Consider the following 13,781-nt stretch of genomic DNA (forward strand, 5'->3'; position numbering starts at 1 on the left):
TGCAGGTGGACAATAGCGCCGATATCTCAAGGTGCAAGATTAAGCGTCATGGATGCTTAATCTTGCAAAAGATAACAACACTAATTCAATTAGACTAAGTCCACTACACTTTAAAAGCGGCTAACTTCTTCGCTACAGCAACATTCTTAAGCGTGACGTATTGCGGCAAACCGTTTTCATATTGCGGATAATCCTCGCCCTGAATCAGGGGCAACAGATAGCGCTTACATTTCTCGGTAATCCCGAACCCATCGCGGCTGATAAAGTCTTTTGGCATAAACTTCTCCACGTTCGCCACGTCTTTCAGGTCCGCCACGCCAATCCGATACTTATACGGCACGTCAGACAAGCGCTGAATCGTCGGCATCACGGCATTGCGTCCCTTCACCGCCAGCTCAACCGCCGCCTGACCCAGTTGATAAGCTTGCTTGACATCGGTCTTAGAGGCGATGTGACGGGCTGAGCGCTGCAAATAATCCGCTACCGCCCAATGAAATTTATAGCCAAGCGCATCCTTGATAAGGTTCGCCACGACTGGCGCCGCGCCACCCAACTGGGCATGACCGAATGCATCAGTAGTGCCTTGTTCGGCCAAGAATCTGCCGTCCGCGTAATGACATCCTTCTGACACGACGATGGTGCAATAACCAAATTTTTTAACGTTTGCATCGACTCGGGCCAGAAATTTCTTCTGATCGAATACGACTTCCGGAAACAAAATCACCACTGGAATATTGTGATCAATCAACAGTCCGCCCGCTGCCGCAATCCATCCGGCGTGACGCCCCATCACCTCAAGGACAAAAATTTTGGTGGAAGTCTTGGCCATCGATTTGACATCGAACGAGGCTTCCAGCGTTGATACCGCAACGTACTTGGCGACCGATCCAAAACCGGGACAACAGTCGGTAATCGGGAGATCGTTATCGATCGTCTTTGGCACGTGGATGGCTTGCACCGGATAGCCCAATGCTTCCGATAACTGCGAGACTTTAAAACAGGTATCAGCCGAATCACCGCCACCGTTGTAGAAAAAATACCCGATGTTATGCGCCTTAAACACGGCGATCAGGCGTTCGTATTCACGCTTATTGGCTTCCAGGCTTTTCAATTTATAGCGGCAGGAACCGAATGCACCCGACGGCGTATAGCGCAGGGCTGCGATGTCGGCGACCGATTCTTTGGTGGTGTCGATCAAGTCTTCAGTGAGCGCACCGATGATGCCGTTACGACCAGCGTAGACCTTACCGATAGTGTCTTTATGCTTGCGCGCGGTTTCGATTAATCCGCAGGCGGAAGCATTGATGACAGCGGTGACGCCACCGGATTGCGCGTAAAAGGCGTTCTTTTTAGCCATGGATTTATTCTCCGAGTTGTCGATACATTCACATTGGCTAGTATTGCCAGTTGCGACGCAGATTGCAATCGTTTCTACTCGACGGCCGTTGATCAACAAAACTGCCGAAGCTGATACGTCGGGCCGAACGGACGGTGAGACGCATAGCAAAAAATGGCGCAAACACCTTGACACCCGTTCGGCGCATCAATTCAGCGACGGCTTGAATAGCACTGCATGGCTTGCTTACTTAGCCGCGTTAGCCTTCATCCACTCGGTCAGCGCCACGCGGCCGGTCGTCGAGAAGTCGGTAAAAACACCGTCTGTACCCAAGTCAAAATACGCCTTGTATTCCGCTTTAGGATCGCCGTTATAGGTCTTGGTCAGGCGCACACCTTCATCACGAAACGTGAACGGATGCACGAACAAACCCGCCTTGTGCGCATCAGCGACCAAACTTGTCGGCGCCATATTTGAGGCCTGATCTAACGATTTCACCGCATTGCCGGATGCATCAACGCCCTGCGGTGGCAAAATATATAACTTCCATGGCCCAATACCATCTGCGTAAGTCTTAATTTCTGCCAGACCGGCTGGCGTGACCATTGCCGCGAAAGTCCGCGGGTCATTAGCTTGCAGCCATGAGTAAGGTTTAGCAGTGTCGGGCGAACCGTAGGTCATTGCACCGGTTTTAAAATTGGTGCCGTCGCCGTCGATCAATTGCACGACCTTGGTTTTCAACCCCATCTTGCGCATTAACTTCAAACTAGTCGGCTCAAACGACTGCACAAAAACGGGCGAGTCTGGCGTATTCCAACCTTCTTTAATCAGCATTGCCAACAATTTATCTTCCAGCGGCACGCCTAACTGGCGTTGATAAATCGGATTTTTGGTTTCCGGATAAATAAACATTTTGCGTTGCGGATGGGCGGCCATAGTCGCCTTGGCAAGATCAATCACTTCCTGAAACGTCGCCAGCGGATACAAACCGTCATATTGCTTGCTACGCGTAGCGATTGGCTGCTTGACACGCAAAGTCTTCAGCTCGGCAGCCGTGAAATCACTGAAATACCACTCTGGACCGGTAGCAACCCCATCCACCATGCGCGATTTTTTGCGTGGGGCGAATTCGGGGTGACTAGCAACATCGGTTGTGTCGCTCAAAAAAACGTTATGACAGGCAAACAAAACACCGTCGCTAGAAGATTGCAAATCCAGTTCGAGCGCATCAGTACCGGCGGCAATCGCAGCCTGATAACCAGCGATGACTTCTTCAGGATAAAGACCAGGCAACCCACGATGCCCAACAATCAAAGGCGGATTGCCATCCAATGTTTTAAAGACACCGCCACTACGTCCGGCAGTTTGCAAATTGCCATTATTGCCAGCACACCCTGCGATCAATAACGTAGCGGTGATGAGTGAGGCGGTAACAGTCAGTGATCGTTTCATAAGTCCTTTGAGATGCGTTTAGGGAAGTCACCAGCAGCATTTTGGCACGGTTAAAAAATGCCGAAAATTGATAGCTTATTAGATAACGTAGTAAACACCATTTTGGTGACCGCTTCATGACCTGAAACTCACCTAAAAAATTGTCAGCCAATAACCGTGGACTGTCGCAAATTCGGCCCGGCAAGGCGTGCCGACGCAGACAGTACGATTAGTACGATTAGTACGGCAAGGACAGCACAACGCAGCTATCATTTTGTCACGGTTAAAAACCACCGAAAATTGACAACTTATTAGATAACGTAGCAAACCCGATTTTGGCGTAAGCGTCTTCCTAGTGCCGTCTGGACTGCCTGAGCGCGGTTATTCATGATCAAATTTTGGCACAGTATTTGTGCCCACAAATTCTGATTATGGACACAAATTTTCAACCGACCATTTCAAAGAACGCACGCGGCCACTATCGCCAGCATCCGCTGGAGTTCAAGCGCGCCTTGGTTGCGCTATCGCTCAAACCGGGCGCCTCGGTCGCGCGCATCGCGCGCGAACACGGTGTCAACGCCAACCAGGTGTTCAACTGGCGCCGGCTGTATCAACAAGGGCGCCTCGGTGTGCCGGCGTTGATGCGCACCGATGGCTTGTTGCCGGTGGTGCTGGCGCCCTCGGCGCCCGCGCCGAACAACGCCGATGCCGATGGCGACGCCGGCGGCACCATCGTGCTGGAGCTGGGCGAAGTCCGTGTACGCATCGAAGGCCAGCCCAACGCAGCCACGCTGGCCCAAGTATTGGATCGGGTGCTACGATGATCGGGCTGCCCGCCGGTACCAAGGTGTGGCTTGCCGCCGGCACTACCGACATGCGCTCCGGCTTCAATGGCTTGGCTGCCAAAGTGCAGACGGCGCTTGAGGAAGACCCGTTCAGCGGCCACGTGTTCGTGTTCCGTGGCCGGCGCGGCGACCTCGTCAAATTACTGTGGTGGAGCGGCGATGGCCTGTGCCTGTTGGCCAAGCGGCTTGAACGCGGTCGCTTCATCTGGCCGCAGGCTACCAGCGGTTCGGTGGCGCTGACGCAAGCGCAGCTGTCGATGCTGCTCGAAGGCATAGACTGGCGGCGGCCGGAACGGACCTGGAAACCAACGTCGGCCTTGAAAACGACACAAGCCTCGCGTAAACTTGGCGCATGCTCAGCACAGCCGACCTGCCCAACGACATCGCCGCCTTGAAGGCGCTGCTGCTCGCCCAAGACGAGGTGGTGGAGGGTCGCCCAAGACGAGGTGGTGGAAGGGCTGCGCGAACAACTGAACACGCGCGCCGTCGAGATCGAGCACCTCAAGCTGCAGATCGCTAAATTGCGGCGCATGCAGTTCGGTCGCAAGTCGGAAAAGCTCGACCACCAGATCGAGCAGCTGGAGTTGCAGCTGGAAGACTTGCAGGCCGACGAGGCGGAGGCGGCGCGCGAGATGCCGGCGGCCGACCAGGCACCGCGCAAGAAATCGGTGCGCCGGCCGTTGCCCGATCATTTGCCGCGAGACGAGAAGGTCTATGCACCGACGACCGATGCCTGCCCGGCCTGCGGTGGCGGCCTGCGGCCTCTGGGCGAGGACGTGGCCGAGCAACTGGAATTCGTGCCGGCCAGCTTCCGCGTGATTCGTCATGTGCCCCCCAAGCTGGCATGCGCCTGCTGCGACGCCATCGTCCAGGCGCCGGCGCCGAGCCGGCCAATCGAGCGCGGCATCGCCGGCCCAGGTTTGCTGGCGCACATCCTGGTGGCCAAGTTCGCCGATCATCTGCCGCTGTATCGCCAGTCCGTCATCTACGCGCGCGAGGGCGTCGACTTGGATCGTGCGCTGCTGGCGAGCTGGGTCGGCGCAGCCAGTGCGTTGCTGCGCCCGTTGGTCGACGCCATTCGCCGCCACGTACTGGCGGCATCGAAGTTGCATGCCGACGATACGCCGATCCCGGTGCTGGCCCCCGGCAACGGCAAAACCAAGACGGCGCGCCTGTGGACTTATGTGCGCGACGACAGGTCTTCCGGCGACACCACGCCGCCAGCGGTCTGGTTTGCCTACACACCCGACCGCAAGGGCATCCATCCGCAGACCCACCTAGCCAAGTTTGAAGGCGTGCTGCAAGCGGACGCCTATGCCGGCTTCAACGCCTTGTTCGAGGACGGCACGATCCGCGAAGCGGCATGTTGGGCGCACGCGCGGCGCAAATTCCACGATCTGCACGCCGCCCGCGCGACGCCGCTGACCACCGAGGCGCTGCGCCGGATCGCCGAGCTCTATGTGATCGAGGCTGAGGTCCGGAGCAAGCCGCCCGACGAACGACGACAAGTTCGGCAAGCCCGTTCGCGCCCGCTGCTCGACGACCTGGAGCGCGGGCTGCGCGCCACGCTCGATACTTTATCGCGCAAATCTGACACGGCGGCGGCGATCCTGTACGCGCTCAAGCTGTGGCCGGCACTGCTGCGCTACCGCGACGACGGCGCAATCGAGATTGATAACTCGGCAGCCGAACGCGCATTGCGTGGTGTCGCCATCGGCCGCCGCAACTACCTGTTCGCCGGCGCCGACAGCGGCGGCGAGCGCGCCGCCGCGATCTACTCGCTGATCGGCACGGCTAGGCTGAACGGTGTCGACCCCGAAGCCTGGTTGCGTCACGTGCTGACGCATATCGCCGATCATCCCGTGAACCGGGTTGATGATTTCTTGCCTTGGAACTGCAACCTGCCAGCAGCCCTTTGAGATCACGCCGCTTCCCAGCGGTGTGACGCCATCATCGATCAAATCCCTCCTGCACTCAAGATGGCGCTGAGCGGACGCTTACCTAGGCCTCACGGTGCTTTGTGACTTAAAACAATAAAGTTGGTCGGACTGACGCGAGGTAAGTGACTGTTTTTGCTGGACCCGAACGATTGAGAAAAGTTGACCGTTTGAACCCAAGACAGAAACCCGCTCACCAGAAAAGCGACTGCGCAGAGTTGTATTGAAGAGAGCCGGTCCTACGGGGCCGGTTTTTTTTCGTCGGTACTGTTGATGGCGTTATCGGTGAGCCCGCTGTCAGTGCACGCGACAGACCCACGGTCAAGAAGCATTGAACCGGCTGATGCGTTATTCGATAAAGCCGAAGCCTCGCGACAAGAAGTTGCTGCCGTCCACACGATGGCAATTGCCATGACTATCGAAGAGCATCTCAATCAGCTGGTGTACACTGAAGTTTTTTGCAGCATCGGCACCCACGCCCTGATAGCGAAGCGCGCGTTCGTCCGGTGTGAACAGTGCAAGTTTCTGGTCTCGCGCGATGCCATAATCCGCTTCGTTGTCAAACAGGTTTTCCGCTGCCCAGTCAAAATTGTTAAAAAGGATGCCCATCATTTTTTCCCTTAGCACCTCCGGCATGTCAGCAATGCTTACCGCTGCTTCAGGCGCGTCCGCCGTCGCCGTGATGATTGCATCCCGCGCTGTACCAACAGCTGCATAGTCTTCAATTTCAAACACATTTTTGTTGGCGCGCTGCCTTGCCTGATCGCCGCTGCTCAGGATGGGCTCTGCCTTGGGGACGAGCTGCTGAATACGCAGGACCATGGCAGAGAGTTGGATGTGGCTGGGATTCAACTCGCCAAGGCCCAGGAATTCCTTCAAAGCACCGATCACGTTGTAGACAAACACTGGCTTCTCGGCTTCATTGAGCCTGGTGACCAGGGCTTCGTGATCGGCGCCGTTAAAAATTTCAATGGCATTGATTTCAAAGCTGTCCTTATCGGCGAACTGCGCATCCATTCCGGCACCCACATCGCCGGCCCCCAAGCCGCGGATGACACCGTTGGTTTTCAGAAGAGCCAAAATGGGCTGGTAGCGAGCTGCTTGCGCCGCATCGGTCACCTTGTGAATGAGTACCTGGTCAATATAGTTATCGAATCGCTCAGCGACTTCCCGAATGTGCGCATCAAGCCCCGCGGGAGGTGTGCGATCGACCTTGTAGATGATGTTAAATTCGCCTCGCGTTCTTCCACCCGCGACCGCATCGTCAATCGCCGTCGCCAGACTCAAAATCGTCCCGTCGTAAGAATCGGCGCCGTCAAATGTTGTATAGCCCTCCGCAATCGCAAGTCTTATCTCCTCAAGGCTGCGTCCCGACAGTCCAAAAATAACATTGCCCGCCTCACCAATTTTGCGTTGCACTATCGGCTGGGCCGCTACAGTGGACGAGCGTTTCTGAACCGGATTTTCACGCCCGCGTGCGAACGCTTCCACGCTGGCCTGTGGTGAGTCGTGCGCATTTTTGCCAGGGCTTTCGCCAAGCGCCAGGTCGCCCATGATGTCGGCCTCATGCTCGAGACCGGCATCATCATTCACGTTCACGCCGCCTTTCATCTGCCGCGTCGGTGCCACCCTGCCCTGCGCCTGTTGGACGACGTGCCAGGCCTCATGCGGCAGGTGCCTTTCCTGCCCGGGCGCCACATGAATGTCACTGTCCTGCGCATAGGCGTGGGCCTGCAAAAGGGCCGGCTTATGCGAGTTGAAATGCACCTTCACATGATCCATGCTCATGCCAGAGAGCGACTCTATTCCTGATTTCAATCGATTGGGTAGGCCGGTATTGTTTGTTTTTTCTTTGCGCTGCGCCGGCGACGCCTCCGCTCGAATTGCACCATCTCCTTGCGGTTTGACCGCCTCGCCAAAGAGCGCATTCATTTGATGACGCTGCGCCACCATCCGCGGACTGTTGTGAATGACGTCGCTTAGCGCCCGCTGCTGCAACACACGCGGGCTGTTATTCATCATCTCGGCCAGTTTACGTTGCGCCGGCGCCTCGGGCCGGTTGTCCGCAAGTACCCCAGTCCGTGCAACTTTCGTGGCAGTGTCCGTTTGGGCGGCATCAGAGCCATTTTTTGCTTGAAGTGGTGCTTGCATGGGGTGGCCTTCGACGATGAGCGGCGTTAACGATATGACTGTTTGATCATAACCACAATTTTCTGCGGTAGGCTGATTTTTCCTGACACTCCACTCCGTCAGCCGGGTCGATGGCTTTCTGCCCTGGAACTGTGCCACCAAACTGGCCTGCTCAACTCCGCTTACCAGCGGTGTGACAAGCATAATCTCGCTTTAACCCAGGAACCTCAACACGGTACTGGGCAGACGCTTACATTTTGGCGAGAGAAACATGAGCTCAAAGTCACCTAAAAACTAAACCCAGAAACTTTTCAACCAGTTTGACAGGGCGGACTGTCGCAAATTCGTCCCAGCAAGGCGTGCCGACGCAGACAGTACGATTAGTACGGCAAGGAAAGCACAACGTAGCTGAGGCGGATTTGCGACAGTCCGCAAGTTTAGGTGGCGGGGTTTTGGGCTAACCACTCTGTCGGTGAAGCACCTATCCGCTGATTAAACACGCGCGTAAAAGCGGTTGGACTCAAATAACCAACAGCGGGTGCGACGAGTTTCAAGGACTGACCCGCTCGCAACAAAACCTGCGCAACACCAACGCGCCAGTCGGTCAGATAATCCAGCGGTGTCATCCCGACTGTCTCGCGAAAATGGACAGCAAAACGGGCTCTGGACATACCGGCGGATTCCGCCAATTGCTCTAATGACCAACTTTGTTCGGGGCGCTCGTGCATCGCTGTGATGGCTTTTGCAAGACGCGGGTCGCCCAGACCGGCCAAAATACCACCGCCTATTAATTTGTTGCTCATTGCATGGCGCAGCAACAAGATCATCAAATACTCGGTAAGTCGGTCAACGGCAGCCTGTCGACCGCAATTATCTGAAAACGCCTCGGCAAATAACAACGCTAACATCGGTTGTAAGGTAGGCACCAATTCCAATGGGACAACCATGACTTCTGGGAGTGCCTTCATGACGGGATTTTCCACACCATTGCCGAATTGAATGGTGGCGCAAACCATTTCGGTGTTGTCGCGCTCCTCCACATGCAATCTATGCACGCTGGGTCGTGGGAAAAACAATACGGATGGTTCCGCAATGGTGATGGGCTCCATACGCGGGCGCAATACTGTCAGGCGACCGCTATTGATCAGATGAATATGACCTGTTCCGGCCGATAAATCAGCATCTGCGCTACCGCACAGTGAACCGGAGTGAAATACGCGGGCAGAAGGGGCGAAGCGTGCGAACAACGGTGACAAGCGATCCATTACTTTCCTCACATTGATACTAACTGCGTTATTTAAAAGACTATTGATGACAAATAGTATCACTTTCGGTGGCATGATTCTACTCATGCACTCAGCAGTCAATTTGAAAGGAAACACACTATGTCCGCGTTACCTGATCTTAAAGCCGATGCCGTGTCTGCCTTTACCAATAGTACATCCGGCGTTTCACTGATTGATTTTTGGGCGCCATGGTGCGGCCCATGTATTGCGCAGACACCAACGCTGGACGCACTTTCGTCCGAATTTGAAGGACAGATACGGATGGCAAAAGTCAATATCGATAACGCTGCCGAACTGGCGCAAACGCATAGCATACGCGGCGTACCGACTTTGATCCTGTTTGAAGATGGCAAACCTATTTCGCAAAAAGTAGGCTTGCAGAGCAAGTCCTCGTTGCAAGCGTGGTTAAGTCAAGCGGTGTTGCAGCATCAACAACGATCGGCTTGACCGATCTACACAGTCATCACGCAAACGAACACGCTTAACCTGATTTTAAATATGTGGTCTTGATTTATCCCATCGGGCAATTCTGCCTGACGGGCATTGCACTAACATTGTCTTTAAACCTTGCTCTATTAGTCATTTATAAAGCAGTAATCTCTAAAGCTCCAATGCTCTATTACTGAAAGAAAAAAAATGAACATCCAAAAATTTGCTCTTACTGCAGCTTTTGTTGCTACTACTGCCGCTATTGCGGGTTCTGCTTTTGCTGACGCTCGTTATCCAGTCGACGCACCATTTGTCTCCACCAAAACCCGCGCAGAAGTCGTTGCGCAACTGACGCAAGCTGGCGACCAAGGGCGCTTGAACTATAGCCACACGCTGTATCCGATCACCCCGGTTGTGGCTTCGACCAAAACGCGCGCAGAAGTGATTGCGGAATTGACCCAGGCTAGCGATCAAGGGCGCCTGAACTATAGTCACGCATCCTATCCAGTGACGCCATCGACTGCATCAACTAAAACCCGTGCACAAGTACGTGCAGAGTTAGCCACCGCTGATATCGATACTGATCAACAACTCACCGGCAGCAACTAAGTTAGTAACTAATTAATAAAGTGGTAGTTCAGCAAGCGCCTGCCAAGTTGTCCATCGCAAGATCGAACAACTTAGTAGTGCGAGGCTAAACGAGGCAGCTTGCGATCAACGCAATCTGCCTCGTTTGACATTGGTCGCGTGTAAGTCAATCCGATCAACGGGACTAATTCAAACCAGTTAAGATCGCTTGTGGATCATTTCTGGATCTATCATCGACCCCGTTCTGGGCAAACAACCGGCTGGAAACGGCTGAGGAGAAGCAGTATGTCTTTCGATTTTGACCTGTTCGTCATTGGTGCCGGTTCCGGCGGGGTTCGTGCAGCGCGTTTTGCCGCGAGCTTTGGCGCTCGCGTCGCCGTTGCGGAAAGTCGGTATCTGGGTGGCACGTGTGTCAATGTCGGCTGCGTTCCCAAAAAATTGTTGGTCTATAGCGCGCATTTCAGCGAGGATTTCGGTCAGGCAAGCGGTTTTGGCTGGACCACCGATAAGCCGAAATTCGACTGGACCACACTCATCGCCAATAAAGACCGCGAAATACATCGCCTCAATGATATTTATCGCTCTTTACTGGTCAACAGCGGCGTCACGCTAATGGAAGGCCATGCGCGCCTGATTGATCCCCACACCGTGGAAATCAACGATCAACGGTTTAGCGCGGCCAATATTCTGATCGCGACCGGCGGCTGGCCGCATGTTCCGGAAATTCCCGGTAAAGAGTTAGCGATCACTTCCAACGAAGCCTTTTTCCTCAAGGAACTGCCGCGCCGCGTATTGGTGGTTGGTGGCGGTTATATCGCTGTCGAATTTGCCTCCATCTTCCACGGATTGGGTGCGGAAACACGCCTTGTCTATCGCGGAGAAAAAATATTACGCGGTTTTGACGGAAGCGTGCGGCAACACTTGCATGAGGAATTGGTAAAAAAGGGCCTAAGCCTGGAATACAACGCGGATATCGCGCGCATCGATAAACAGGATGACGACAGCTTGCGCGTGACCCTTAACGATGGCCGTCAAATAATAGCGGATTGCGTGTTTTATGCCACTGGACGTCGCCCGATGCTGGACAATCTGGGGCTTGAAAATACCGGCGTCGCACTCGATGAAAAAGGCTTCATTAAAGTCGATGACGAATATCGCACCACCGAGCCATCAATCCTCGCACTCGGCGATGTCATCGGCCGCGTGCAACTGACCCCCGTGGCGCTAGCCGAAGGCATGGCTGTGGCGCGACGCTTATTTCGCCCGGAAGAATACCGCCGGGTAGATTACAAAATGATTCCTACCGCAGTTTTTAGTCTGCCTAACATCGGCACGGTCGGACTAAGCGAAGAGGAAGCACGGAGCGCGGGCCATAACGTGACCATCTTTGAAAGTCGGTTTCGCCCGATGAAGCTGAGCTTCAGCACGTCTGACGAAAAAACACTCATGAAGCTTATCGTTGATGCCGACACCGACAAAGTCCTCGGCTGCCATATGGTCGGGCCCGAAGCTGGTGAAATCATTCAGGGGATTGCGGTGGCGCTGAAAGCGGGCGCAACCAAGCGTGTATTTGACGACACAATCGGCATTCATCCGACCTCAGCAGAAGAGTTTGTTACTTTGCGGACGCCACTGCCGGCAAAATAATCGGATTGATGGTGGTAACTATCGTAATAGTGGTGATAAAAAATACTCTGTAGAGAAAAATAAAAAGAGACCCGTTTGGGTCTCTTTTTTGTCGACGTTAGTTATTTCGTTGATTATTTTCGTTGATTATGCCGCTAGTTACATAATTAAAAATAAACGCATTTATCAAAATACAAGACTATTCCTAGCTTTGCATCAAACCAACGAATCCATATTAACCACACTTTCAATGCATCAGAAATGCAGTTTAATCACAGCATCAAACGCTTCTTCTGCCGACTGCCCCAATTTCATCAAATCAGTGATTTCAATAGAGTATTCGCCGATGGTCGGCGGCAGCAAATCGCGGTGCGCTTTGAAATAATCGTATTTTTGGGAGTCGATGATGTCCTGAATCTTGACCGTTGGTGCGCGCGTGCCGCCTACGCTACGACTGCGGGTTGCAGTGACTGCCGTTGTACGAGTACCGACACCGGCCATGGCATTTTTAATTTGATCGAGCGTGTAGACCATGCTGCCATTGCTGCCATCAAACTCTTCACCGATAGGGTGCATCAGGTGATTGGTGCTGTTAAATGCCATTTTCTTATCGGAACTATTAATAACCTGATAATACGGTCGTTGACCAGTACCAGTTAGTCCGAACTGCACGCGGTCGCCATAAGCGACCATTTGTCCTACAACGTCGTTTAGGTAGTCAACTGACAGAGTGTTAATCGTGCCGTCCCAGCGCTTGCTTCTTGTCGTCTTCAAAATACAATATTTCCAATAATGATGGCTGAACAGATCGCGGTGAATTCGATGCAGATAGATTTGCACAAAATGCAGGCGTGATCAGTGCCGGGTGAAATCAAGTCAGTAAATTAAGTAATACCGACATTATCCCCCGACAGGATTTATTTCGAGCAGACTACTGAAAAATATTTTTGAAAAATATTTTTTTATCCCCGTATTTGTTGAATATGCGGATATAAAAGTGGCGCTTGCCACAATTTTGCGCTAAGTCTGGCGCGTAATCACTGCGCAACCGTGCGCTGAAATCATGGGCACACGCTACGGGACAATCGTTGTGAACAAATACACCGCAAAAATCACCAGATGAATCGTCCCTTGCATAACGGTTGTGCGACCCGTTCCTAACGATAAGGTAGCAACAATAAAAGACAACAACAGCAACACAGTCGACTTTACATCAAGCCCAAGAGACAGCGACCAACCGGTCGTCAGCGAGACAATTGCCACCGCTGGAATGGTCAATCCGATACTTGCCAGCGCCGATCCAAGCGCCAGGTTGAGACTGGTTTGCAGACGATTGGCACGTGCCGCGCGCACCGCAGCCAAACCTTCCGGCAGCAACACGACTGCTGCAATAATAATACCGACCAATGTTTTTGGCGCACCGACGCTGGCAACAGCCAGTTCCAGCGACGGTGCTAGCGATTTCGCCAACAAAACGACTGCTCCCAGACAAACCAGCAAGAGACCGCCGCTAATCCACGCCACCTTGTCGGATGGCGGCGCGGCGTGTACCTCTTCATCATTCGTCGATTCGTCGGGCAGGAAATAATCCCGATGCCGTACTGTCTGGACCAGCACGAAGGTGCCATAAAGGACTAATGAAATGATAGCGATAAATGCAAGCTGACTGGAACTGTAGAACGGGCCGACGGCGCTTAACGTGTAATTAGGCAATACCAGTGTCAAAACAGCAATGGCCGCCAAGGTAGCTAGCGATGCGCTGACGCCCAACAGCCCAAAAGTTTGCTCTTTGTGCCGACTAGCACCGGCTAATAAACAAATACCGACGATACCGTTGAGGATGATCATGATCGCGGCAAAAACCGTGTCACGCGCCAGTCCCATCGTCTCCTCGCCGCCAGCCAACATCAGCGATACGATCAGCGCCACCTCAATGAGGGTAACCGCGAGCGCCAGGACCAATGTTCCATAAGGTTCGCCGACCCGATGCGCGACGACTTCTGCATGATAAACGGCAGCAAGCACGCCTCCGAGCAGGCCCACCACGAGCAAGAATGTATAGACAAGACCGAGATCAAACCGGGTTCCGATAATTAACATCCACGCGGCAATCGGCGCAACGACAGTCCAGATGGGGAGCGAGGGAAATTTTTTCATGTTTCCGATTGGACAC

11 protein-coding genes and 1 pseudogene are annotated in these 13,781 nt (G+C 53.8%); 6 read left to right on the forward strand and 6 right to left on the reverse strand.

The annotated features are described in order from the left end of the window. Window positions 1-103: 103 nt before the first annotated feature. Together RGU75_RS06585 and RGU75_RS06590 are read right to left on the reverse strand one after the other, a co-directional pair. Window positions 104-1,357 carry a 6-phosphofructokinase gene (locus RGU75_RS06585; RefSeq protein ID WP_322234154.1) on the reverse strand — a complete coding sequence of 418 codons (1,254 nt, stop codon included), beginning with the start codon at window positions 1,355-1,357 and terminating at the stop codon, window positions 104-106. Window positions 1,358-1,582: 225 nt separating this feature from the next. Continuing rightward, window positions 1,583-2,788 (reverse strand): glycerophosphodiester phosphodiesterase family protein, encoded by a 1,206-nt coding sequence (locus RGU75_RS06590; protein WP_322234157.1) that lies wholly within the window; start codon window positions 2,786-2,788, stop codon window positions 1,583-1,585. Between the two features lie 410 nt (window positions 2,789-3,198). Between RGU75_RS06590 and tnpA the strand changes: the two genes are divergently transcribed. The 3 genes and pseudogenes from tnpA to tnpC all read left to right on the forward strand — a co-directional run bounded on the left by tnpA (window position 3,199) and on the right by tnpC (window position 5,531). Then, window positions 3,199-3,591 (forward strand): IS66-like element accessory protein TnpA, encoded by a 393-nt coding sequence (gene tnpA, locus RGU75_RS23945; RefSeq protein WP_416186790.1) that lies wholly within the window; start codon window positions 3,199-3,201, stop codon window positions 3,589-3,591. Next, window positions 3,588-4,007 carry an IS66 family insertion sequence element accessory protein TnpB gene (gene tnpB, locus RGU75_RS06600; RefSeq protein ID WP_416186791.1) on the forward strand — a complete coding sequence of 140 codons (420 nt, stop codon included), beginning with the start codon at window positions 3,588-3,590 and terminating at the stop codon, window positions 4,005-4,007. Before tnpA ends, tnpB begins: the two co-directional genes overlap by 4 nt. Continuing rightward, window positions 3,965-5,531: pseudogene (gene tnpC / locus RGU75_RS06605) on the forward strand (IS66 family transposase). Before tnpB ends, tnpC begins: the two are co-directional and overlap by 43 nt. Window positions 5,532-5,897: 366 nt before the next feature. Here tnpC and RGU75_RS06610 read toward each other — a convergent pair. Further along, the gene (locus tag RGU75_RS06610; protein ID WP_322234159.1) at window positions 5,898-7,883 is read right to left on the reverse strand and encodes an eCIS core domain-containing protein; all 1,986 of its coding nucleotides are present in this window, start codon (window positions 7,881-7,883) and stop codon (window positions 5,898-5,900) included. A gap of 233 nt (window positions 7,884-8,116) precedes the next feature. Next, window positions 8,117-8,944, reverse strand: coding sequence for an AraC family transcriptional regulator (locus RGU75_RS06615; protein WP_322234162.1), 828 nt, complete (start codon window positions 8,942-8,944; stop codon window positions 8,117-8,119). Between the two features lie 120 nt (window positions 8,945-9,064). Here RGU75_RS06615 and trxA point away from each other — a divergent pair, with 120 nt between their 5' ends. The 3 genes from trxA to gorA all read left to right on the forward strand — a co-directional run bounded on the left by trxA (window position 9,065) and on the right by gorA (window position 11,629). Next, on the forward strand, window positions 9,065-9,412 hold the full coding sequence (gene trxA / locus RGU75_RS06620) for a thioredoxin (protein ID WP_322234164.1): 348 nt from the start codon (window positions 9,065-9,067) through the stop codon (window positions 9,410-9,412). Window positions 9,413-9,601: 189 nt separating this feature from the next. Continuing rightward, window positions 9,602-10,003 carry a DUF4148 domain-containing protein gene (locus RGU75_RS06625; protein WP_322234167.1) on the forward strand — a complete coding sequence of 134 codons (402 nt, stop codon included), beginning with the start codon at window positions 9,602-9,604 and terminating at the stop codon, window positions 10,001-10,003. A gap of 264 nt (window positions 10,004-10,267) precedes the next feature. Further along, on the forward strand, window positions 10,268-11,629 hold the full coding sequence (gene gorA, locus RGU75_RS06630; RefSeq protein ID WP_322234169.1) for a glutathione-disulfide reductase: 1,362 nt from the start codon (window positions 10,268-10,270) through the stop codon (window positions 11,627-11,629). Window positions 11,630-11,863: 234 nt separating this feature from the next. Here the strand turns inward: gorA and RGU75_RS06635 are convergent, their stop codons facing one another. Continuing rightward, window positions 11,864-12,382, reverse strand: coding sequence for a hypothetical protein (locus RGU75_RS06635; RefSeq protein WP_322234172.1), 519 nt, complete (start codon window positions 12,380-12,382; stop codon window positions 11,864-11,866). 300 nt (window positions 12,383-12,682) lie between these two features. Continuing rightward, window positions 12,683-13,765 carry an ionic transporter y4hA gene (locus RGU75_RS06640; RefSeq protein ID WP_322234174.1) on the reverse strand — a complete coding sequence of 361 codons (1,083 nt, stop codon included), beginning with the start codon at window positions 13,763-13,765 and terminating at the stop codon, window positions 12,683-12,685. Between the last annotated feature and the right edge of the window lie 16 nt (window positions 13,766-13,781).

The sequence above is a fragment of the Glaciimonas sp. CA11.2 genome, assembly GCF_034314045.1.
In the GTDB taxonomy this organism is placed as follows: domain Bacteria; phylum Pseudomonadota; class Gammaproteobacteria; order Burkholderiales; family Burkholderiaceae_D; genus Glaciimonas.

Bases quoted from the DNA above. Each gene is read 5' to 3' on its own strand.
- RGU75_RS06585 (WP_322234154.1), bottom strand. From the start codon at position 1,357: ATGGCTAAAAAGAACGCCTTTTACGCGCAATCCGGTGGCGTCACCGCT.
- RGU75_RS06590 (WP_322234157.1), bottom strand. From the start codon at position 2,788: ATGAAACGATCACTGACTGTTACCGCCTCACTCATCACCGCTACGTTA.
- tnpA (WP_416186790.1), top strand. From the start codon at position 3,199: ATGGACACAAATTTTCAACCGACCATTTCAAAGAACGCACGCGGCCAC.
- tnpB (WP_416186791.1), top strand. From the start codon at position 3,588: ATGATCGGGCTGCCCGCCGGTACCAAGGTGTGGCTTGCCGCCGGCACT.
- RGU75_RS06610 (WP_322234159.1), bottom strand. From the start codon at position 7,883: ATGCTTGTCACACCGCTGGTAAGCGGAGTTGAGCAGGCCAGTTTGGTG.
- RGU75_RS06615 (WP_322234162.1), bottom strand. From the start codon at position 8,944: ATGGATCGCTTGTCACCGTTGTTCGCACGCTTCGCCCCTTCTGCCCGC.
- trxA (WP_322234164.1), top strand. From the start codon at position 9,065: ATGTCCGCGTTACCTGATCTTAAAGCCGATGCCGTGTCTGCCTTTACC.
- RGU75_RS06625 (WP_322234167.1), top strand. From the start codon at position 9,602: ATGAACATCCAAAAATTTGCTCTTACTGCAGCTTTTGTTGCTACTACT.
- gorA (WP_322234169.1), top strand. From the start codon at position 10,268: ATGTCTTTCGATTTTGACCTGTTCGTCATTGGTGCCGGTTCCGGCGGG.
- RGU75_RS06640 (WP_322234174.1), bottom strand. From the start codon at position 13,765: ATGAAAAAATTTCCCTCGCTCCCCATCTGGACTGTCGTTGCGCCGATT.